This window comes from Verrucosispora sp. FIM060022, assembly GCF_003977705.1.
GTDB lineage: Bacteria > Actinomycetota > Actinomycetes > Mycobacteriales > Micromonosporaceae > Micromonospora > Micromonospora gifhornensis.
Window position 1 is genome coordinate 826,400 of record NZ_RQIV01000001.1, and the last position, 19,027, is coordinate 845,426.

Below are 19,027 nucleotides of genomic sequence, written 5' to 3' on the forward strand. Positions count from 1 at the left end.
CACCCCTCCTCTCGCAAACGTCTTGATCAACCAAGGCCAGCGGGGTAGGGGTGGGGGTTAGAGGTGGGGTGGGGGGAGTTCGGTGAAGCGGAGGGTGTCGATGCCGGCGAAGTAGCTGTCGGTGCTCTGGGTCTTGCCGATCGCGACCAGGGTGATGTCGTGAGGGCCGGCGCTCAGGTGGACGCGGGCCACGTCGAGCCAGTCGGTGATCTGCACCTTCGGGGTGAAGCCGATGAACGGATCACCGACCTGCCGGCCGTCGATCAGGAAGACGGTGTTGGCGTAGTCGGGTGCGGTGGTCAGCACGGCGGAGAACTGCCAGGTCGCCTCGGCGGGCAGTTCCACGCGTACGGTCACCCGGTCGTTGATCGCCCGGCCGAGGAAGAACAACTGGGCGTCCTGCGACCAGGCCACCTGGCAGCAGTTTCCCTGCGCCACCACACTCGCGGCAGAGTTCGACGGTGAGCCGACCTGGGCGGTGGGCACCAGGGTCTCCGCCTCGATGGTCACCACCCGTGGCGGCGATGGTGGTGGATCCTCGCCACGGGTCACCAGGAACACGACCGTGGCCGAGACGAGGAGCACCAGCGCCGCCGCGGCGGCGATCCAGGGCCAGGGCGTACGCTTCGGCGGCGCCACCGCCCGCACCTCGTAGGTGACCCGGCCGCTGGAGCGGGAGCTCTCCTCCGGCGCGGTGTTCGCCGAGTAGGCGAACCCGGTCATGTCGTACCGTCGGGGTGGGGTTCCGGGTGGCACGGCCAGGCGGACCAGGAACGACACCGAGCCCTGCGGGGGCACCGTCCGCTGCGGTTCGGTGACGGTGAACCAGGCACGCTGCGAGCCCTCGCCGGGTGCCACGTCGAACACCACAGTGTCCGGTGCCAGTCCCGGGTTGGAGACGGTGAAGGTCAACTCGCCGGCGTTGCGGGCGTCCAGGGTGAACTGTTCGGCGGCGGCGACGACTGTCCATTCGGTGGTCATGACGGTTCCTCCGGAGCGGGATCGACAGGGTCAGCGACGGTGGGATGGACGGCGGCCGGTTCAGTGACAGCCGGACCGGACGGGACGCTGGCCCGGCCGACCGCCCGGTCCGCCGGAGCGGGCTCGACGACTGGGGCGGAGTCGACGATCACCTCGGCGGTGACCGCGGCCGGCTTCTCCGCCTCGACGATGCGGCCGATCAGCGCCACCTGGTCGGCGACGGCCGCCGGCACCCGGACCACCAGGTGGAACGGCCGGTCGGGCGGTTCGTCGAGGACGAAACCGGTGACGCCGGTGGCCAGCTCCAGCACGGTACGCAGCCCGTCCGGGGTGCCCCGCCAGGCCGCCAGGTGGGCGCCGTGCGCCACCAGGTCCCGCAGCCGGCTCAACGGCAGCGGCAGCGGCGCGTCCCGCCGGGGCGCGGCGACCAGGTGGTCCATCGCCACCCACCGAGCCAGGTACGCCACCATCTCCCCGGGTGCTCGGTACGGCGCGAACAGGGCGTCGACCTCGGCCAGTACCGCCTCGTCGGGGGCGTGCAGCCCTTCCATCACCTCCAGCAGCGCCCACAGCACGCTGCCCGGCACGCAGGCCCGCTGGTACGCCGCGGGCAGCAGCCGCTCAATGCCCGCTCGCCGCATCGTGGCGCACCACCTCAATGTCGTGCTCACCCGAGCAGAGCAGCCAGGTGTCCGGAACGGTCACCACGTCGGCGGTGGCCTGGTTCGCGCTGGCCGACCAGTCGACCGCGTCGGTGCTGCGGAACACGCCGCGTTCGCCCCCGGCCAGCACCAGCCGCTGTCCACCGGAGGCCGCGGCGACCGCGTCGACAGGCATGAACCGGGTACGGTCCCGCAGCGGCAGCCCGCAGTTGACCGACACCGACGCCCACTGCGGTTGCCCGGCCAGGGTGTCCAGCCGCAGCACCCCGCCGCTCTGGGTGGCCGCCAGCGCGACGGTGGCGTTGAAGGCCAGGTCCCGGCAGGTCCCGCCGATCCAGCCCGCCTGCATGGCCTGCCACTTCACGTCCGACTCGAACAGCCGGGCGCGGAAGCAGCCCTGCCCCGACTTCTTCGGGTCCGGCTCGCCGGCGCCGCTCCACAACAGGGTGGCCGGGCCGTCGTACTGCACGGCGAGCACCCGGTTGTCCACGTTGGCCAGACCCACGTGGGCGAAGCTGCCCGGGCGTCCGGCGTTCGCCGACAGGTACACCCCGAAACCGGCCTGTGCCGCCACCGCCACCCCCTGGGCACCGCGTTCGGAGACGAACGCGCGTACCGCGTAGAAGCCCCGGTCGGCGTCGGCCGGGTCGACCAGGATCTGCAACGGCACCGCGCCGGGCAGCAGGGACACCTCGTACAGGCCGGAGTCGGTGGCGACCAGCAGCGCACCCGCGCCGTCCCGGTCGATCCAGGCCAGGTCGCTGATCCGTGCCTCCAGGTCGGCCAGCAGCGACCAGGTTTCCCCCAGATCGGTGCTCAGGTGCACCCGCGAACCACCACCGGCGCGTACGGTGGCCACCGCCACCGAGCCGGGGCGGGACACGATGCCGGGTCGGACCGGGGCAGGAGCGGGCGCCACCCGCTGCACGGTCTCGGCGTCGAAGCGGCCGACCGGTTCCCAGCCGGCACCGGCGTTGGTGGAGCGGAACAGCACCTCGGCGCTGCCCGCGTACCAGGTGTTCGCCTGGTATTCGTCGGCGGCCAACGTACGCACCTGGTTGTCCGGTGCCTCGTCCACCACGAACCGCACCGACTCGACGTAGCGCACCCCCGGCTCGGCATGCTCCAGCAGCCGGTACACGTTCGATGCCCGCAGCGGCTCGCCGAACGCCCAACCGGTCGGGTTGAGCGCGGTCGGCAGCGGGCTCAGCGTCTGGTGCAGCCGGTCGTGGATGCGTCGGCGCACCGCGTCGACGTCCTCCTCCCGGCGGACCACCACCCGGGCCCGGATCGACACCGCCTTGTACCGGGCCCAACTGGCCCGGCAGGTGGTGCCCAACGAGCGGCGTCGACCGAGATCCGCCTCGACCCGCAGGCGGGTCTCCTCCACCTCGTGCTCGCGCAACACCTCCACCGGCAGCCCGCCACCCGGCCGCGCCTGCGTCGGCACGTACGGCACCAGCACCGTCTCCACCTCACCCGGGCGGGCGAAGCTGTAGACGGCGGCGCGGGTGAACGCCCGGGCCCGGGCCACCCCGCTGGCGGCGGTGGCCAGCACCTCGAAGTCACGGGCGGTCACCGCACGCTGCTGCGCGAAGAAGGCGTACGGGCCGCGCAGCAGCACCGACTCCATGCTCTCCATCTCCCGGCCACCGACCGCCGGCAGCGGGTTGACCACCTTCACCCCGGGCAGCGGGTCGCGCAGGCTGGTCAGCGTGCCCGCCGCCACGTTGCCGGTCGGTCCGCCACCGGCGCGATACCACAGCCGCACCTGCCGTCCGGCCGGTGGCACCGCCGCGACCGGGCCGTCGCCGAAGCGCAGCGACCCCGCGTCGGTGGTCCGCAGGTCCAGCGCCGGGGCGAAGGTGACGCTTCCCGAGCACCTGTCGATCAGGTACGCCTTGTCCTGCGGGCCGAGGCCGGCGAAGCTGTCCACCGGCCGCCAGATCTCGAAGGTGCGGCCCTCGTGTTCCCGGGCCGCCGCGCCCAGCTCCACCGACCCCGCCGGCACCTCGACACCGAGCAGCAGATCCAACACCTCGGCGGTACGCGCCAGCGGCGCCCGGGCCGCGTGCAGCACCTGCCCCGGCGCTCCGGTGCCGACCCCCAGCAGTTCCGCCTCGACCAACTCGCAGTGGTGCATCCGGACGGTCACCTCGCGCTGCCCGGCGGCCAGCGACGCCGGTTCACAGGTGACGAAGACGACCGGCCTCGGGTCCGCGCCCCGGGCGGCGGCCACCCGGGTACCGGCCGGGATCCGCAGCGGCGCGTCGTCCGACCCGGTCCGGGTGAACACCACGTCCGCCCAGGCGGCGCTCGGCGCGTGTCGGCTCACCCCGAGCAGGTTCAGGAAGGCGACGTACGCCTTCTCCGGCAACTGGTTCAGCCGGTAGATCATCACCTCGGTGAGGTGTGCGAACGCCTCCAGCAGGGCGATGCCGGGGTCGTGCGCGGACAGGTCGGTCCAGCCCGGACAGGACTGCTGGATCCGCTCGCGGGCCTCGGTGACCAGGTCGAGGAAGCTGCGGTCGTCCAGGTGCGGCACGGGTAGGGTCATCGCGCCTCCTCAGCGTCGGTGCCGGGCCCGGCCGGTGGCCCGGCGGCCGGTTCGTCGTCGGCGGGCAGCAGGTCGACGGAGAAGACCAGCTGGCCCGGCGTGAGGCTGGCCCGGATCCGGTAGTCCAGCCGGATCACCAGCCGCCACGCGTCGTCCGGATCCGGACCGGCATCGACGTCGAGCACGTCGATGCGCGGCTCCCAGCGGGCGATGGCCGCCCGTACGTAGTGGATGGCCAGGCCGGCGGTGGTGTCGTCGTTCGGCGCGAAGACCAGCCGGTGCAGCCGGGAGCCGTAGCCGGGCCGCATCAGCCGCTCACCCGGGGTGGTGGACAGCAGCAGGAACAGCGCCTGGCGTACGGTCTCGTCGCCGTCGGTCATGGCCAGCCCGCCGGCCGCGGTCAGTCCGAGCCCGCCGCTGCGACCCGGGTCGAAGCCGGCACCGACGAACCTGATCGCCCTCATCGGTCGGCCGCCACGAACCGCTGCCGGGGATCGCGCACCCGGTAGGTGAACTGGCCGGGTGGGCTGCCGTTGGTGAATCCCTCGAGGTGCGACAGCACGACCTGTCGACCATCGACGCGTACCCAACTGCTGTAGCCGACCCGCACCGCTTCGGTCGTCGTGCAGGGTTTCACAGTGGTGCCGTAGTTGGGGCAGGCGACGATCGTCCGTCCCTTCGGGTCGTCGGCCACCAGTGTCGGGACACCGGCGATCGTCACCCACTGCTGCGAGGCCTGGTTGCGGACCCGGCCGTCGTGGTCGCACCTGATCACCGAGTCGCGGTGGATCCAGCGCATCAGCCGCCTCCTTCGTGGTGGGCGCGGGCGAGGGTGCGGGCCCGCTCGGCGGCGGTGTCCGGGTCCTCGACCGTCTCGGCGTGCAGGAAGTCGACGCTGCGGGCCCGCACCACCATGGCCCGGCCCGGGGCGGAGAGCACCAGGTCGGTGGCGGCGTGCAGGGTGGCCAGGTCGGGGGTCAACTCCAGCCAACTGCCGGCGTCGGTGCTCAACCGCAGACTGCGGGCCACGTCGTCGATGACGACCTGCTGCCCGCCGGCGGTCCGCAGCGACCAGCGCCGGGCCCGACCGTCGTCGATCCCTGCGTCGTACGGCTCGACCGCGCCGAACAGCGACCCGAGGACGATGCCGGAGGCGGGTTCACCACCGGGCAGCGCCACCAGCACGCTGTCCTGTGGATCGGGCAGCGCCACCAGTCCCTTGCCCCGGCCCGCCCCCGGGCAGAGCACACCGAGCCAGCCGGCGTCCGCACCGCCGTAGGCGGGCAGCTCCACCCGGACCCGGCCCAGCCCGTCGGGATCCGCCACGTCGGTGACCGTGCCCAGGGTGACCACCGCCGGCGCAGGTGGCCCGGCCGGCGGGGCCGGCGGTGGGACGGTGGAGAAGCGGGTCAGGTGTCCGTCGGCGTCGAGGGTGTGCACCACCTCGGTGAGGACGTAGGTGCCCGCCACCGCCTCGGCGACCCCGGTCAGGCGTACCCGGCGGCCGGGCCGCAGCGCCGCATCGCCTTCGGCCGTACCCTCGGCGGTGACCAGGGCGGCGGCCCGGACGTCCAGGCGGGCCTGGGCCAGCGCGGCGATCTCGTCGTCGCTGCGGCCCGGCTGGTCCAGCGCGGTGCGGGCACCGTCCGCGCCGACATCGGCCGGGTCCGGCTCGACAGGCGTACGACGTCCGCAGCGGGGTGTGCCGGCGCTCTGCGCGATCGGTTCGGCGCGCTGCGGGTGCCAGCCCAACGCCGTGCTCTCGCCCGCGGCGGTGTCGGCGTTGACCGACAGCCGCAGACCGTGTACGTGGTGGCCGAGTTCGAGGGGGATCGGGTCGCCGTCACCCTGCAAGGTCACCAGCCGCAGCACGTCGTCCTGCACTGTCAGGTGCAACCCGGCCCGGCCGGCCACCGCCAGCAGCAGGTCGAGATCGCTGGCCCGGTGGTGCGCCAGCCGCTCCAACCGTGGCCCGTCGCACTGTGCGTCGACGCGCAGCCCCAGGTCGGCGCAGAGGTCACCGGCCAGTTCGGCGACGGTGACCGACTCGAAGACCCGCAACCGTTGCCGTTTGCGCAGCCGGTGCAGCGGATCGTACGCGCGGACCCGGAGCGTGGCGGCGCCGTCGGCGGCGTACTCGACCTCGACGGCGGTGACCTCACCCCGGAACAGCGTCTCCGGTTGACCGTCGAGCCGCACCTCCAGGCTCACGCCGAGCCGCACCGGGGTGCTCAGGGCCGCCGTGCCGGGCCCGGCGGCCAGCACCGCCTCGCACTGGGTGGGACGGTTCAGCCGGGCGGCCACCCGGACCGTACGCAGCTGACCGGTCAGCGCCTCGGCCAGCGCGACGCCGTCGAGCAGCACGATCAGCGCCCGAGGCCCGACGCCGGTCACCGCCCGCCCCCGGCAGAGCTGGTCTCGGGCAGCGGTGGCACGGCCAGGGCGGTACCGGCGGGCACCGCGAGCGGGTCGGTGATCCGGTTGTGTTCGGCAAGCAACCGCCAGCGCAGCGGCGAACCCAGCGCGTCGTGGGCGAGCAGGTCGAAGCGTACGCCGGAGGAGTCGACGGCACCGCTGCCGTCGCCGGCGGCGACCACGGCCGTGCCCGGCGCGACGGCCGGGGTCTGCGCGGCGGCGAGTTCCTCGGCGAAGCCCTCCCGGGCCCGGTCGGCGTCCTCGGTGACCCGGACCAGCTTGAGCCGCAACCAGGACCGGCGCGGTGACCCGGTGGCGGTGAACGCGTCGAACCGTTCCGCGACGGCGACGATCACCCCCGGCACGTTCCAGGTCTTGCCCCACACCAGCCGGACCAGCGGCGGCCGCACCCAGCCGTGCTCCATCGCCGAGTTCTCCGCGAGCAGCCACAACGGCCGGGTCAGTTCCCGGACGTCGGCGGGACGCACCTGACCCTCGGCAAAATCGGTGTCGAACAGCAGATCAAGAACGAGTTCGGTACGCCCACCACCGGTGAAGACCAACGGATCGTCGGCCCGCCCGGCCCCGGTGAGCTGGGTGCCCGCGCTGCCCCGATGACGCACCCCGGCGAGCCGGGTCACCTCGACACTCTCCGGGTTGAGCAGACAGTCGATCCGCTCACCCGTGGCGTCGATGAGGAAGGCCACCCGTTCCATCAGTCACCCGCCTGTTCCCGGTCGAGCCGACGCCGGTGCGCGCCGTCGTCACCCGAGGCGTCGGGCACCGACCAGAGGGGAGCATCGTCAGGCAGCCTCGGCCACGGCCCGTCGACCCGCCACCGCCGGTCCGACCGCCCCGACGGGTCGAGGTCCGGCCACCGCCCCGCACCACCACCGGCCCACTCGCCACCGGTGAACTGCTTGCCGTCGCTTGTCTGGTCGACACCGGCCGGTATTCCACCGCCGGGCCACAACCCGTCCCCGGCCACGGCTCGACCGCCGGGCCGGTACCGGACCGTAGGACTGCCGGTGCGCTCGTATCCGTTGGTCGGCCGGCTGATCAACTCGTGCCCGCCGATGACTCGGCTGCTGGGCGCGGGACCGTCGGTGGGCTGTCCTGGGTATCCGTGCCCGTCGGTAGGTCGCCGTGGGTGTCCGGACACGGGTGCGCGGTCGGCCTCGTAGTCAGCCGTGGGGCGGGTGGATCCGTACCCGGTCGGGGGTCCACTGGCTGCCGGGTGCGTGTCGTCGGCGGTGTGACCGGCATCGACCGCCCGGAGCCAGCGATCGTCCCGGGCCGGGCCGCCGCCCCACCTATCAGGTCCACCTTGCCCCGGCACCGGAACAGCGTCTGGCTGCCCGGCGTCACGTAACTGAGCCCGGTTCGACGACAGCCGCCCCGCCGGCCTCACCCGTCGACCCGAGGCGGGCAGCCGTGATGTCGAGCGTGACCCGCCGGCAACCGGCCCGCCGAGCCGCCGAGGTGCGGCCGTGTCCTCATCGTCCTCGTCGGCAGGGCGCGGCCCGTCGGCCGCTGCGCTGCTGGCAGCGCCGTACGTCGAAACCGCCGCACCGTCTCGTGGCGCCGTCGTATCGATGCGGTCCGGCACCACCTGCCCGGCCCCGCCCGGCCCCACGACGGCCTGCGGCGACTCGCCCGGTCTCACGGCAGTCTGCGCCAACTCGTGCGGCGCCGCAGCGCCCCGAGGAACCTCACCCACCCCCCTTTGCTCTGCTTCACTCCACGCAACGCCCGGCGTCCGGTATTCGGACAGTGGCCGTTGCGTCGGTTGACGCAGAGCAAAGGGGTCGGTGGGGGTATGACCGGGCGCCGCGGGCAGGCCTTCGTCCGCAGTGGTCGGGGCGTGGAGTGAGACGGCAGCGTCGCTGTGGTCCGGCCCGCCGTGGTCCGGCCCGCCGTGGTCAGGCGCTGCGGTGGCCGGCGGCGGGCCGTCGAGCGGGAGGTCGTGCAGCAGGCCGGGGGCGTGTGCCTCGACCACTCGCAGCCAGTGCTCCGGTGGGTGGCCCGGACGTCGGGGGAGAGCGGTGGCGTCGGCTGCCGAGCCGGTGACCGGGGAGGTTGCCGGAGGGTCGGCGACGCGGTCCACGGCCTGTGCCGCGGACCGGAGCAGGTCGGCCAGTCGGCTAAGCGGTCGTCGGCGCGGCACCGCCGGCCTCCAGTTCCAGGCTCTCGTAGCGCAGGGTCAGCGCTGCGATGGCGATCTCCTGGCTGAGAGTGTTGAGGTGCGCGCCGCGCCAGTTCGTCGGCCATGCGTTGATCAGGTTCCAGCGCAGCACCTCCGCGGTGCCGGCGGCGTCGAGCAGCACCACCGAGACGTTGCGGCGGTTCACCGTGCCGCGGGCGACCGCGTGCACCCAGTCCCACAACTCCCGCGACGAGGTGAGGCCGAAGTGCAGGGTGACCGGGCCGTACTCGACCTGGCCGGGGATCATCCGGATCCGGTCGTTGCCCTGCTCCCGGTACGCCACCGCCGGGATGTTCACCTCCAGGCCGCTGACCTCGGTGAAGTGACCGTTGGTGACGCCGTTGACCAGCAGCTTGAAGTTGTACGCGCGGTACGGGTCGACCGGGGCGCCCGGCTGTGGTGTGGCCGTGGTCGGCATGTCAGCCTCCAATCGTCTCGGTCTCGGTGCCGCCGGCCCACTGGCTCAGCTTGAACACCACGAATTCGGCCGGCTTCACCACGGCGATGCCGATGTGGGCGACCACCATGCCGGCGTCGCGGACGTCGGCCGGGTTGGTCTCCTCGTCGCACTTGACGAAGAACGCCTCCTCGGGCGTACGGCCCAGCAGTGCGCCGTCGCGCCACACCCGGGTCAGGAAGGCGCCGATGTCGCGGCGGATCGAGCGCCACAGGGTGAAGTCGTTCGGCTCGAACACCATCCAGCGGGTGCCGTTGGCGATGGCCTGTTCGATGGAGATGGAGAGCCGGCGTACGTTCAGGTAGCGCCACTCGCTGGCCTCGGCCGCGAGGGTACGCGCGCCCCAGACTCGGATGCCCTCGCCGGGAAAGTAGCGGATGACGTTCACACCCTTGGGGTTGAGCACGTCGTGCTCGGCCCGGGTGACCAGGTGGCCCAGGTCGACCGCGCCGCGTACCGGCTCGTTGGCCGGTGCCTTGTGCACGCCGCGCAGGGCGTCGGTGCGGGCCCAGATGCCGGCCACGTGCCCGCTCGGCGGGGTGAGCACCAGGTCACCGGAGAGCGGATCGCGCACCCGCAGCCAGGGGTAGTAGAGGGCACCGTAGTCCGACTGCCGGGGCCGGTACGACACCGGGCCGCCACCACCCGATCCGCCCCCTGACCCACCGGAGCCGGGGGTGTCCGGGTCGGCGGTGTCGGCGGGCTTGGCCGGGCGGGTCGAGCCGGGCGTGGCGACCCGGGTCAGGGTGGAGATGTCGTCGATGTCCGGTGGCGGGTCGCAGATGGCGACCATGGAACGAGTGCGTTCGGCCAGGCTCAGCAGCGCCTCGTGGGAGACCGGATCGTGGAAGCCCGGCGTGGCCACGATGGAGATCTCGTCGACCGCCTCCAGCAGGTCGAGGCCGGCGCGTTTGCGGCCGGTGCCGGTGACCGAGCCGCCCTCCCCGACGTTGACCACCCAGCAGCGGGTGCCGCCGTTGTCCAGGAAACCGAAGACGGCCCGGGCCAGCGGGGTGCTCTCGAAGTCGTCGCCGTCGGCGTACAGGCGCAGGAAGTCGGTCCAGTTGTTCACGGCGAGGGCCTCGCCGAGGTGCGCGGTGCGGTCGGGCGCGACACCGACGAAGGCGGCGGTGCTGGTACCGGCCGGTCCGATCGGTCGGGCGGCACCGGGCACCTCCTCGACGTAGATGCCGGGTGAGAAGTAGGTGGGCATCGGTCCTCCCGGAATCGGGTCGGTGGGTCAGTGGGCCGGTGGGGCGCAGACGATGACGATGTCGGGCTCGGTCGGATCGACCTCGGCGGTGAGCACCTGACCCCGGCCGGTGAGCCGGAGTCGTACCGGGCCGGGCTGCTCGGGATCGTGTGGTACGCCGACGATGCGGAACCGGCCGGCCGGATCGGTGCGGGTCGCGTACGCCTGACCGACGACCTCGACCCGCATGGCCGCGAGCGGCTGCTCGGCCGGGCCGACGACCCGACCGTCGAAGGTCAGCATGTCCAGTTGTCGTAGCCGCAGCGGGTGCAGGACCGGCGCGGCCGGCTGCTGCGCGGGGGTGATCTGGACGGGCACGTCGATCAGCAGCGCCGGTCGGGGCGGCGTGCCGAATGCCGTCCACAGTGTCGGGTCACCGGCCTCCAGGGTGAGCGTGCGGGTGCCCGTGGTGGTGGCGGCGACGAGCACCCGGTCCAGCGCCGCGAGGGCGTCCGGTCCGCCCACGGCGAGCAGGTAGCGGACGGTGAACCGGTAGGGCTCGGCTGCGCCGCTGCCCCGGGTCTGCCGGACCGGCCGCAGTTCCAGCGGCCAGAGGGTCAACCCGCCCGGATCAGTGTCCGGCCCGGGCGGGCCGACCGGAACGGCGGCGCCTGCCGCCCCGGCCAGCCACGCCGCCAGGTCGGCGGTGGCGCCCTCGATCGGCCCGGGGCCGCTCATCGCGGTGGTGTCCCCTGGATGCGGTACGCGATGGCCTCGTTCCACACGTGCGGGTAGACGCCGATCTCGAAGTACCGGGTGAACCGGTTGATCGGCGCGCCCGCGTGGTCGTGGTAGAGCAGCCACACCGGCGCGATGGTGAACAGCACGTAGTTGGCCACGACCAGCGGGATGTAGAGCGGCCCGAGCAGGCGGGCCTGGAAGACGTGCACGTCCTCGTGCCGTTGGATGCCCGGACCGGAGCCGGCGCAGACGGTGCCGAGCGTGGTGGCGTACCGGGGGGAGACCCCCTCCAGCACGTTGACCCGGCAGCTGTGCTGGGAGGTGGCACGGTCCAGAGAATGACCGAACAGCAGGTGTACGGCGAGGTAGAGCGCGCCGACCAGGGTGTTCAGCAGGCTCCAGGTGTGGTCGACCACGAACAGGAACACCCCTCGCGCATCGGGTCCGTAGACCTGGGCCGAGGTGATCGCCCAGCCGAAGACGCCACCGACCAGCAGGCCGAGGACCGCGCCGACGAGCAGCCCGATCGGGCCGCCGACGAGTTGACCGAGCACCGCGCCGGCGGCGACGTGGACGGCGGCGCTGATGATGCCGAAGACCATGACGCTGCTCCGTTCAGGCCCAGGAGCGGACGAAGCGGGGCTCGTTGCCCTGCGCCAGTTGGATCGGCGTCGCCTGCCGGTTGCCGGGCGGCAACTGGTTGATGCCGAGCGCGGCGGAGAAGATGACCAGGCCGTTGAAGAACGCGATGATCCACTTCTCCGAGCCCGCGTCGGTGGCGAAGGCCGCGGTGAGGTACGACAGCGCGAGCGCGATGCCCAGCGCGATCCACTTGCGCGCCGTGTCGGCGCTGGGGCCGATCAGGCCGCCGATGACGTTTGTGGTGAGCAGGGTCGCGGCGCTCGCGCCGGTGAGGCTGCCCAGCGCGGCCCAGGTGAAGAGATCGTTCATGGCCGATCTCCCTTCGATGCGCGATGGTGCGGGGTGGGGAGGAGGATGTCGTCCGCCTTGTTCGGGCGGGCGGCGGCCGGCCAGGTCAGCCGGCACCCGGCGAGCCGGGAATCGTGGTGCGCGGCGCGGCCGCAATGGCGGTGCCGTCAGTGGGTTCGACGGTCGTGGTGGCGTCACCGGCCCCACCGCCGTCGGTGGTCGTGGTCACCTCGCCGGCCCCACTGCCGTCGCCGGCCGTGGTCGAGACGCCGGCCGTGCGGGGTCGGCGCAGCAGCAGGACGACCAGCAGGGCGACGAGCAGCAGGACCACCGCACCGGCGGTGATGAGCAGCCACGGCGGCCCACCGGCGGCGTCGGTGTCCGCGGCGGCGGCAGGCGGTCGGGGTGGCGCCTCGGCCACGGCACGTAGTTCGACCGGCTTGGGTTCGTTGGGGTTTACCCGCCAGGTCACCGTCCGGTCGTTGACCTGGCCGCCGGCGTTGACGTCGAGGACGCGGCCGGGGAAGGTCACGGCGATCTCGAAGGACATCAACAACATGAATCTGGCTTGATTTTCCGGGTCCTGCTCGGCCACTTTTCCGCCGTACTTCTTCGGATCGAGCGGCAGGGTGAAGACGTAGCGGTCGTTCGCCCGGACGATGCGCAGGCTCTCGCTGTCGAATTGATCGAGAGGCATATTCTGGTAGTTGATCTGAAAACCGAAGTGGGTGTCGGTCGCGTACGGGGTCTCGGGGCCGGGCGGCAGCGCGGGAATGTTCTGCCGAAGGTCGGCGAAGCCCTGCTCGACAGTCTTGTTGTTCAAGGTCAGGACCTTGCGCTCGGCGGTCAGCAGGAGCTGCCCGCTGACCGTGTCGTCGGCCTTGACGGTGAGCCCGATGTTGAGTTGCATACAGCCGGAAAGGGCCGCCAGCAGGACGAGGCACACCACACCGTGGAGTGTCTTGATGCGCCCGGACCCACTTCTCATGGGCACAGTGTGTGCGCTTTCCGTCCGACCCATCAGTCAGCGATCAGTCATAAGCAAGTCGCCGATCTTACCGATGGTCAGTCACATTCAGCCGAGGCTGGAAATGGTGCGGATGGATATTCTGAAGGGTTGGCCGCCTGCGCATCTTGATCAGGGCAGCTACGCGCTCTCCCGCAGCACCAGCGACGAGGGGAACATGGTCATCGGTGGTGCCGTACGCTCCTCCAGCACCATGGTCGCCGCTGCGGCGGCGATCCGCCGTACCGGGTGGCTCGCCGTGGTCAGCGCGGTCACCGAGGCCAGCGGGATGTCGTCGAACCCGGTCACCGCGACGTCGGCGGGCACCCGTACCCCGTCGGCGCGCAACTGGTCGATCACGCCCAGCGCGGTCGCGTCGCTGATCCCGACGATCGCGTCGGTGTCCGGCCAGCGGTGCAGCATCTCCCGGGCGGCCGACCGGCCGCGCGCCGCGCTGAAGTCCCCGGCCACCTCCCGAACCGGCAGCCCGGCCTCACGCAGCAGCCCTCGGTACGCCTCCACGGAGCGGCGGGAACAGGCCAGCCAGGCCGGGCCGGTCACCATCGCGATCCGTCGACGCCCGGCGGTGTACAGGTGACGGACGATCGCGCTGGTGCCGCCGCCGTTGTCGATGTCCACCGACGGTACGGCTGTCGAGCCGATCCCGATCGAGGCGGTCCGCCCGTAGAGCCGGCGCGGCACCACATCGAGCAGGGCTTCGGTGGTGTTGACCAGCACCAGGCCGGCCACCGCGCGATCGTCGGCCAGCCGGGCGAGCTGTCCCGGCTGGTCCAGTGGCACCCACGCCACCGTCACCCCGAGCCCGTACGGGGCGCAGACCTGCGCGGTGGTGCTGACCACCTGGTCGAGGTAGCTGTCGTCGAGCACCGTCGGCGAGGTGCCCGCGACCGCCACCAGCAGGCGTACGCCGGCACCCCGCACCAGCGCCCGAGCCGCTGCGTTGGGCACGTAGCCGAGCCGGTCGGCGGCGTCACGCACCCGCTCCCGGGCGATCGGTGACGCGAATCCGCTCTCGGCGAGGACCCGCGAGGCCGTCGACCGGGACACCCCGGCCGCCCGGGCGACATCCTCCAGGGTGGCGTGCCGTCGTACCGTCGTCATGATGTGCTCCCCGTTGCCTGTCCTGCGCGCCTCGTGCGGGCGTCCGAGCGCATCATGCCTCGCGGGAGGGCCCGGCGGTAAGGACCGGGGAGGATTGTGCTGGTAGCGCTCCCAGGTGTGGGATCGTGGCGAAGGTCGGCACCAGGAGAGGAACGCGAACAGGTGGATCCCAGCGCCATCCCCACGGCCGCGCCGGTCAGTTCGGGCCCCTCCCGTACCGTGTTGGCCGCCCGCAACGGCGTGGCGGTGGTGTTCGCGCTCAACGGGCTGGCCGTGGCCACCTGGTTCGCCCGGGTGCCGGCGGTCCGCGACGGCCTCGACCTGACCCCCGGGCGCCTCGGGCTGCTCCTGCTGGCCATGTCCATCGGCGCGATCATCGCCATGCCCACCGCCGGCCTGGTCACCCAGCGGCTCGGTACGGCCCGCGCGGTGGTGGTGTCCACGCTGATCCTGGCGGTCGGGCTGACCGTCGCCGGGGTGTCGGCAAGCGTGCTCGATTCACTGGCCGGAGTGGCGCTGGGCCTGTTCGCCATCGGTTACGGCTCGGGCAGTTGCGATGTCGCGATGAACATCGAGGGCGCGGCCGTGGAACGGCGGCTCGGGCGTACGGTGCTGCCCCGCTTCCACGCCGCGTGGAGTCTCGGCGGGGTGGCCGGTGCCGGCATCGGTGCGGGCGCCGCCCGGCTGGGTGTGTCGATCGCCCTGCACCTCACCGTCCTGGCCGCGCTGGTGCTGGCCGGCACCCTCCTCGGCGCGCGGGCGTTCCTGGCCGCCGAGCCCGACGCGCAGCCCAGCACCCCGGCGGACCGACGTCGACGCCTGCTCGCCGCCTGGCGGGAGCCCCGCACCCTGCTCATCGGCCTGCTGGTGCTGGCCGTGGCCTTCGCCGAGGGCAGCGCCAACGACTGGCTCGCGGTGGCCTTCATCGACGGGTACGGCTTCAGCGAGGCGGCCGGCGCGGCGGTCTTCGGCCTCTTCGTCGTCGGCATGACGGTGGGTCGCACCGTCGGCACCGTGGCGTTGGACCGGTGGGGGAGGGGGCCGGTGCTGGGCGTCACCATGGTGCTCGCCATCGTCGGGGCCGGTCTGGCGGTGCTCGCCGGCTCCGGTCCGGTCGCGGTCGTCGGTGTGCTGCTGTGGGGCCTGGGGGCCTCGCTCGGTTTCCCGGTCGGCATGAGCGCCGCCGCCGACGAGGAGGAGCACGCCCACGTACGGGTCAGCGTCGTGGCGGTGATCGGCTACACCGCGTTCCTCGCCGGGCCACCCCTGCTCGGCCTGCTCGGCGACCAGGTGGGCACGCTACGCGCCCTGCTGATCGTCCCCATCCTCCTGATTCCCACCCTCGCCCTCATCCCCGCCGCCCGCCCCCCAGCCCGCTGAGTCGAGATCCTGGTACGAAACCGCCGCTCCAAGCGCTTTCGTACCAGGATCGGTCGGTCACCGGACGGCGACCACGGCGGCGTCGGGGCCGGCGCGCCAGAGGGTGCCGACCTCGGTGAAGCCGGCGGCGGAGAGGGCGGCAAGGTGCCAGGAGGCGGGCGGATTCCACTCCGGGCTGTGGCCGGTCGGGTAGATCGCCTGGCGCTGGCGTACGAGCGGGCCCAACGTCTCGTCCTGCTCGGCCTGCTGCCACCAACTGCGACCAGGACAGGGCGGCGCCGGCGGCGTGCCGGGCCGTGCGGCGTTGTCGCGCCCGGGCCAGCAGCCGCCCGGTCAGCCCCGGCAGGCCGTCGTCGGGCATGTGGTCGGCGTTGACCAGCAGGCCGCCGGGGCGCAGCAGGTCACGCACCTCGGCGTAGAGATCGGCCAACCGCTCGGCCGGCAGCCAGTGCAGCGCGGTGGCGGTGAGCACCGCGTCGTAGTGCCGGTGGGGCAGCGCGGTGTGCCAGTCGGGGCGGCCGAGATCGGCGGTGACGATGCTGGCCCGGTCACCGAGCGTGGCGGTGGCGAGGGCGAGCAGGGCGGGGTCGAGATCGACAAGGGTCAGTTCGGCGTCGGGAAAGCGGCGCAGCGCGCGCAGTGAGATGGTGCCGGTGCCCCCGGCCAGGTCGAGCAACCGGGGCGGCGCGGTGTCGCGGATGGCGTCGACCGCGTCGAGCATGGCGGCGAAGCGCTGCTCCCGATCCGGCAGGTACGCCTCCTGCTGTCGGTCCCAGCTCTCCTGCCAGGCGTCGATATCGGAGATGTAAGTGCTCATGGCCGGACACGCTACTTACATCTCACGGACTCTGTCCAGAGTTGTTGCCAAGGATTTGCAATAGAGAGAGAATGGCGGGGCGATGATCCTGGGGCCGTCGGCGGATGCCGACGGCCCCTGCCACCGGCGATAACATGGTCGCCCGAGGGCGGGGCCCGCCCGACCGCACGGCCTCAGGAGTCAGGTGGAACCGCAGCGCACCGCCGCGCACGAGATGTTCGACGCCGACGTGGCCTCGAACCGGCTCGGCATCGAGTTGATCACGGCTGCGGACGGTGCCGCGGTGGCCCGCATGCGGATCACCGCCGAGATGGTCAACGGACATCGCATCGCCCACGGCGGCTTCGTGTTCCTGCTCGCCGACACCGCCTTCGCGCTCGCCTGCAACAGCCACGGGCCGGTGACCGTCGCCGCCGGTGGCGAGATCACCTTCGTCCGTCCGGCGCACGAGGGTGACCTGCTGCTCGCCCGCGCCACCGAACGCACCCGGTACGGGCGCAGCGGGATCTACGACGTCACGGTGACCCGCGAGGACGGGCAGGTGGTGGCCGAGTTCCGGGGCCACAGCCGATCCCTGCGCCCGGGCCCGGCCCGACCCGACCCGTCGGAGCAGTCCAGCGCCGGAGCGGCCGCCGGCCGCCGAGGCTGACCCACCGGCCCGAACCCGCCCCGCCGCACGCCCTTCCGGCCGGCCGGCTTCCGCCGCACCGCCCGCCTGGCCGGTCCCGGTGGCGATACCGGCCCGACCGGCTTCCCCGGCGATGCCCGCCCGACCGGCTTCCCCGGGGATGCCGGTCCGGTTGGCCACCGTGGCGAGGTTGGCCCGGCGGGCGAATGCGGCCTGCAGGGCGCGGGTCAGCCGGGCGGCGGCGACCTGGCCCAGCACCGGATCGGCGAACCGGTGCCCGCCGGTCGGCAGCGCCACGAGCAGACCCGCCCCGGTCAGGTCGGCCAGCGCCCGTTCCGCCTGCTCCGTCGACCAGCCCACCATGCGGGCCAGTTGCGTCGCCGAGCAGCGGGGCGAGGCGGTCGCGGCCATCAGGGCGACCCGCAACGGATCGTCGAGACGGTCCAGCCGGGCGTCGACGATCCGGCGCACGCTCTCCGGCACCGGGGGAGGGGCTGGCGCGTCGCCGTCGAGCGCGTCCACGTACGCCCTGGCGTATCCGGGGTTGCCGCCGACGAGCGGGATCAGGTGCCGTACCAGCGAGATCGGCCGTCCGGCTCGGCGCAGCAGCCGGTGCAGCAACCGGCCGGTGGTCACCGCGTCGAGTGGACGCAACGGCACCGAGGCCCATCCGGCGACCTCGTCGGTCCCGGTCGCGACCAGCGCCAGCGGCAGGCCGTCGGCCGTGGCCTGGTCGAGCAGCAGGTTCAGTTGGTGACGCAGCGCCGGCGCGGCCCGGTCGAGATCGTCGACGGCCACCACCACCGGTTGCCGCCGGGCCAGGCTCAGCAGCACCTCCCGCCAGCAGGCCGCGGCTCGGACGCCGGTGACGCCGGGCGCACCGGTCACCGCAGCTGTCGTCGCCGCCAGGCACTGCGCCGACACCTGTCCGTGCAGGGCGGCGGACAGGCGGCGGCGTACCGTCGCGGCGTCGTCGGTGTCGCGGACCCCGGCAAGCCCGCGCAGCAGGTCCACCAGCGGAGTCAGCGGACCGTCCGGGTACGGCGGGCAGGCCGTCACGCACCAGCGCACCGCGGCACCCTTCACTGTGGAAGTGCTGCGGATCAGTTCGCGGAGCAACCGGCTGCGGCCCGCCCCGCGCGGCCCGGTCAGCAGTAGCCGCCGTGGACCGGTTCCGCGTACCGCCTCGGTCAGGCGTTCGCGGGCGACGGCCAGCTCGCGACGTCGACCGAGCAGCGGGCTGCCGGCCGGGGGCAGTTCCGGACGCAGCGTGCCGGTGGCCAGCCAGATGTCGATCGGCACGTCCTTGCCGGCCACCGTCACCGCCGGCATCGGCTGCTGGGCGATCAGGCCGGCGACGGCGCGGTGCGTGGCCGCGCAGAGCGCCACCCCGCCGTGCGGCGCGTACCCCTGCAACCGGGCGGCCAGCGTGATGACCGCGCCGCTGGCCACGCCGTGCCCGCCGTCGTGCCCCATCCCGAGGTCCACCACCGCCTCGCCGGTGGCGACCCCGACCCGCACCCGCAGCCCGGGGGCCAGGGTGGGGGTACGACGGTCGAGCGCCCGCTGGATCTCCAGGCCGGCCCGCACCGCCCGGTACGCCTGCCACCCGTCACCGGTGCGCGCGCCGAACAGAGCCATCACGGCGTCGCCGACGTACTTCTCCACCGCCCCGTCCCAGCGGCGCAGTACCCGGGCGACGGTGCCGAAGTAGACACGTTGCAGGGCCCGGACATCCTCCGGGTCGAGTCGGTCGACCAGCCGGGTCGACCCGACGATGTCGACGAAGAGCACGGTGACGGTCCGTCGCTGTTCGGTCACCGACCAGCGCAATCGGCTGGTCGGTCCGTAAGCACGGACGATGGTGGACATTGGCATCGGACGCACCCGCCTCTCCCCGCGTGGGTCGACGTTGCGGGGAGACTGTCACCGC

17 protein-coding genes and 2 pseudogenes are annotated in these 19,027 nt (G+C 73.0%); 2 read left to right on the top strand and 17 right to left on the bottom strand.

Annotated features, from left to right (window positions below):
• Positions 1-57: 57 nt before the first annotated feature.
• The 15 genes from EG812_RS03540 to EG812_RS03610 all read right to left on the bottom strand — a co-directional run bounded on the left by EG812_RS03540 (position 58) and on the right by EG812_RS03610 (position 14,269).
• A complete protein-coding gene (locus tag EG812_RS03540; protein WP_126710731.1) occupies positions 58-981 on the bottom strand; it encodes a hypothetical protein in 924 nt (307 codons plus the stop codon).
• On the bottom strand, positions 978-1,622 hold the full coding sequence (locus tag EG812_RS03545) for a phage tail protein (protein WP_126710732.1): 645 nt from the start codon (positions 1,620-1,622) through the stop codon (positions 978-980). The genes EG812_RS03540 and EG812_RS03545 overlap by 4 nt, the downstream gene beginning before the upstream one ends.
• On the bottom strand, positions 1,603-4,200 hold the full coding sequence (locus EG812_RS03550) for a putative baseplate assembly protein (protein WP_126710733.1): 2,598 nt from the start codon (positions 4,198-4,200) through the stop codon (positions 1,603-1,605). Before EG812_RS03550 ends, EG812_RS03545 begins: the two co-directional genes overlap by 20 nt.
• The gene (locus tag EG812_RS03555; RefSeq protein ID WP_013734530.1) at positions 4,197-4,664 is read right to left on the bottom strand and encodes a GPW/gp25 family protein; all 468 of its coding nucleotides are present in this window, start codon (positions 4,662-4,664) and stop codon (positions 4,197-4,199) included. The genes EG812_RS03550 and EG812_RS03555 overlap by 4 nt, the downstream gene beginning before the upstream one ends.
• On the bottom strand, positions 4,661-4,999 hold the full coding sequence (locus tag EG812_RS03560; RefSeq protein WP_126710734.1) for a hypothetical protein: 339 nt from the start codon (positions 4,997-4,999) through the stop codon (positions 4,661-4,663). Before EG812_RS03560 ends, EG812_RS03555 begins: the two co-directional genes overlap by 4 nt.
• A complete protein-coding gene (locus EG812_RS03565; RefSeq protein ID WP_126710735.1) occupies positions 4,999-6,594 on the bottom strand; it encodes a phage baseplate assembly protein V in 1,596 nt (531 codons plus the stop codon). The genes EG812_RS03560 and EG812_RS03565 overlap by 1 nt, the downstream gene beginning before the upstream one ends.
• Complete coding sequence (locus EG812_RS03570; RefSeq protein ID WP_013734527.1) at positions 6,591-7,331, bottom strand: CIS tube protein; 741 nt, start codon at positions 7,329-7,331, stop codon at positions 6,591-6,593. Before EG812_RS03570 ends, EG812_RS03565 begins: the two co-directional genes overlap by 4 nt.
• Positions 7,331-7,603, bottom strand: a complete 273-nt coding sequence (locus tag EG812_RS03575) for a hypothetical protein (protein ID WP_043721280.1) — start codon at positions 7,601-7,603, stop codon at positions 7,331-7,333. The genes EG812_RS03570 and EG812_RS03575 overlap by 1 nt, the downstream gene beginning before the upstream one ends.
• Before the next feature lie 1,156 nt (positions 7,604-8,759).
• Positions 8,760-9,239 (bottom strand): phage tail protein, encoded by a 480-nt coding sequence (locus tag EG812_RS03580; RefSeq protein ID WP_013734524.1) that lies wholly within the window; start codon positions 9,237-9,239, stop codon positions 8,760-8,762.
• A 1-nt stretch (position 9,240) separates the two neighbouring features.
• Positions 9,241-10,491, bottom strand: coding sequence for a phage tail sheath subtilisin-like domain-containing protein (locus EG812_RS03585; RefSeq protein WP_013734523.1), 1,251 nt, complete (start codon positions 10,489-10,491; stop codon positions 9,241-9,243).
• A gap of 27 nt (positions 10,492-10,518) precedes the next feature.
• Positions 10,519-11,208: a carboxypeptidase-like regulatory domain-containing protein gene (locus tag EG812_RS03590; RefSeq protein ID WP_013734522.1), complete on the bottom strand. Its 690-nt coding sequence runs from the start codon at positions 11,206-11,208 to the stop codon at positions 10,519-10,521.
• The gene (locus EG812_RS03595; RefSeq protein WP_013734521.1) at positions 11,205-11,813 is read right to left on the bottom strand and encodes a hypothetical protein; all 609 of its coding nucleotides are present in this window, start codon (positions 11,811-11,813) and stop codon (positions 11,205-11,207) included. Before EG812_RS03595 ends, EG812_RS03590 begins: the two co-directional genes overlap by 4 nt.
• Before the next feature lie 13 nt (positions 11,814-11,826).
• On the bottom strand, positions 11,827-12,162 hold the full coding sequence (locus tag EG812_RS03600) for a hypothetical protein (RefSeq protein ID WP_126710736.1): 336 nt from the start codon (positions 12,160-12,162) through the stop codon (positions 11,827-11,829).
• Positions 12,163-12,247: 85 nt separating this feature from the next.
• Complete coding sequence (locus EG812_RS03605) at positions 12,248-13,129, bottom strand: LppM family (lipo)protein (RefSeq protein ID WP_233579365.1); 882 nt, start codon at positions 13,127-13,129, stop codon at positions 12,248-12,250.
• 159 nt (positions 13,130-13,288) lie between these two features.
• Entirely contained in the window at positions 13,289-14,269 is a 981-nt protein-coding gene (locus EG812_RS03610) for a LacI family DNA-binding transcriptional regulator (RefSeq protein WP_126710737.1), read from the bottom strand.
• 162 nt (positions 14,270-14,431) lie between these two features.
• On the opposite strand from EG812_RS03610, the gene EG812_RS03615 reads away from it, so the two are divergent.
• Positions 14,432-15,649: an MFS transporter gene (locus tag EG812_RS03615; RefSeq protein WP_013734517.1), complete on the top strand. Its 1,218-nt coding sequence runs from the start codon at positions 14,432-14,434 to the stop codon at positions 15,647-15,649.
• Here EG812_RS03615 and EG812_RS03620 read toward each other — a convergent pair.
• Positions 15,618-16,466, bottom strand: a complete 849-nt coding sequence (locus EG812_RS03620; RefSeq protein ID WP_233579366.1) for a class I SAM-dependent methyltransferase — start codon at positions 16,464-16,466, stop codon at positions 15,618-15,620. The two genes, EG812_RS03615 and EG812_RS03620, sit on opposite strands and share 32 nt — an antisense overlap.
• A gap of 214 nt (positions 16,467-16,680) precedes the next feature.
• On the opposite strand from EG812_RS03620, the pseudogene paaI reads away from it, so the two are divergent.
• Positions 16,681-17,043: pseudogene (gene paaI, locus EG812_RS29480) on the top strand (hydroxyphenylacetyl-CoA thioesterase PaaI); the annotation flags it as partial.
• A gap of 759 nt (positions 17,044-17,802) precedes the next feature.
• Here paaI and EG812_RS29485 read toward each other — a convergent pair.
• Positions 17,803-18,972: pseudogene (locus EG812_RS29485) on the bottom strand (adenylate/guanylate cyclase domain-containing protein); the annotation flags it as partial.
• Positions 18,973-19,027 lie beyond the last annotated feature (55 nt).

Bases quoted from the DNA above. Each gene is read 5' to 3' on its own strand.
- EG812_RS03610 (WP_126710737.1), bottom strand. From the start codon at position 14,269: ATGACGACGGTACGACGGCACGCCACCCTGGAGGATGTCGCCCGGGCG.
- EG812_RS03595 (WP_013734521.1), bottom strand. From the start codon at position 11,813: ATGGTCTTCGGCATCATCAGCGCCGCCGTCCACGTCGCCGCCGGCGCG.
- EG812_RS03585 (WP_013734523.1), bottom strand. From the start codon at position 10,491: ATGCCCACCTACTTCTCACCCGGCATCTACGTCGAGGAGGTGCCCGGT.
- EG812_RS03620 (WP_233579366.1), bottom strand. From the start codon at position 16,466: ATGAGCACTTACATCTCCGATATCGACGCCTGGCAGGAGAGCTGGGAC.
- EG812_RS03600 (WP_126710736.1), bottom strand. From the start codon at position 12,162: ATGAACGATCTCTTCACCTGGGCCGCGCTGGGCAGCCTCACCGGCGCG.
- EG812_RS03545 (WP_126710732.1), bottom strand. From the start codon at position 1,622: ATGCGGCGAGCGGGCATTGAGCGGCTGCTGCCCGCGGCGTACCAGCGG.
- EG812_RS03555 (WP_013734530.1), bottom strand. From the start codon at position 4,664: ATGAGGGCGATCAGGTTCGTCGGTGCCGGCTTCGACCCGGGTCGCAGC.
- EG812_RS03540 (WP_126710731.1), bottom strand. From the start codon at position 981: ATGACCACCGAATGGACAGTCGTCGCCGCCGCCGAACAGTTCACCCTG.
- EG812_RS03550 (WP_126710733.1), bottom strand. From the start codon at position 4,200: ATGACCCTACCCGTGCCGCACCTGGACGACCGCAGCTTCCTCGACCTG.
- EG812_RS03605 (WP_233579365.1), bottom strand. From the start codon at position 13,129: ATGAGAAGTGGGTCCGGGCGCATCAAGACACTCCACGGTGTGGTGTGC.
- EG812_RS03580 (WP_013734524.1), bottom strand. From the start codon at position 9,239: ATGCCGACCACGGCCACACCACAGCCGGGCGCCCCGGTCGACCCGTAC.
- EG812_RS03560 (WP_126710734.1), bottom strand. From the start codon at position 4,999: ATGCGCTGGATCCACCGCGACTCGGTGATCAGGTGCGACCACGACGGC.
- EG812_RS03590 (WP_013734522.1), bottom strand. From the start codon at position 11,208: ATGAGCGGCCCCGGGCCGATCGAGGGCGCCACCGCCGACCTGGCGGCG.
- EG812_RS03570 (WP_013734527.1), bottom strand. From the start codon at position 7,331: ATGGAACGGGTGGCCTTCCTCATCGACGCCACGGGTGAGCGGATCGAC.